Source organism: Polaromonas sp. P1_E1_2, assembly GCF_056406035.1.
Window position 1 is genome coordinate 1 of the sequence record NZ_JBFUAZ010000863.1, and the last position, 1300, is coordinate 1300.

Genomic DNA, 1300 nt, shown 5'->3' on the forward strand with positions numbered 1-1300 from the left:
CACCTGGACATTGGCGCCTCTCACCTAAGGGCGACGCTTAAGCCGGCCGCGCCCGGCTGGGGCCTGCGCCTGGTGCGCAATCTGGGCCGGACGTTGCCGGAAAAAAGCGAGCCCACTGAAGAAGCCGCAGCCACCCCAATCGTCGAAACGGCAAGCTGGGTTTCAGGTGCCACGCGCGCCGACAGCATCACAGCCCTGCTCGAAGCCGCCGCGCAAGCTCTGCATGCGTTGCGCGCGCGCCAGACGGAATCTCTCGATGGCTGCCGCCTCGTGGTGCGTACGGGGATGGGCACTTCCTATGTCGGCATCGCACCCATGGATTTTTCTTCGCCCTTGGCGCGCTCCGAACAACAGCTACGAGCCGTGGCAAGGGCGCTCTCGCAAGAGGCATTGGGCATGGAGGCGGCCGGGCATGAAGTGCGCTGGCGCATCGAGGCCAACCAGACGCATCTGTGCGTGATCACGCTCGAGTCAGCCCTGGTCGCCGGCCTGCACACACTGGCCCAGGCTCAGCGCATGACGCTTGCAAGCTGCCAGCCAGCCATCGTGGAACAGCTCGACAGCGAGCTCCAAAAATGCCGGCACCAGCGCGATGCGCGCACCTTGGTCTGGACAGAACGGGAGGCCTCGGGGCACCGCCATGCGGCTGTGACCTTCATCCGCTTGGTAAACGGCAGCGCCGTCAATGCCTGGCGCACGGTCACGCCGCTCCCAACGCCCACAGGCGACCCCTGGCTTCAGCCCGCGCTGGACCGTTTCCTGATCGCTTCGGGCGCGGGCGTTGATGAACAGGCGGTTCCCTGCGTCTGGCCGGCCCATGCGGTAGAAGCATCACCCACAGTTGCCATGGAGCTGGCAGCATGAGCCGGCATCTGATCGAGAGCCCGTTCGAGTTTGCGCCGGGCGCGCCGCGCTACCGCCCCTTGAGCTGGCTCATCCTGGCCGCGGGCATTTGCGCCGCATTCTCGGGCCTGTACATGACCTCAAGGGCTGGGGAGCAGCTTGAGGGCGTCCGCGCCCAGCAGGCCAGGATTTTCAAACAGCAAAGCGCGCTGAGTGAACAGATGCGGCAGGCCGAGAACAACCCCGCCCTGTTCGAAAAGATCAAGGCCAGGCGGCAGCTCGAAGCCTTGCTGCAAACACCGTGGTCGCTGATGTTTGAGGCCCTTGAAGCCGCCGCCGATACCGTCGAAGGCCGGGTCACCCTGCTCTCCATGGTGCCCAACACCGCCAACCCCGCAAGCCGCAAGATCGAGCTGACCCTGATGGCCTCGAACTATCCATCCATGTTGGCCTACAC

2 protein-coding genes are annotated in these 1300 nt (G+C 65.2%); both read left to right on the forward strand.

Annotated elements, in window-relative coordinates; translation table 11 throughout:
* Positions 1–864, forward strand: an 864-nt coding sequence (locus AC1D1P_RS23600) for a hypothetical protein (RefSeq protein WP_477674680.1), incomplete at its 5' end; no start/stop codon positions are given.
* On the forward strand, positions 861–1300 hold a 440-nt coding region (locus tag AC1D1P_RS23605; RefSeq protein WP_477674681.1), incomplete at its 3' end, for a hypothetical protein. The genes AC1D1P_RS23600 and AC1D1P_RS23605, both read left to right, overlap by 4 nt.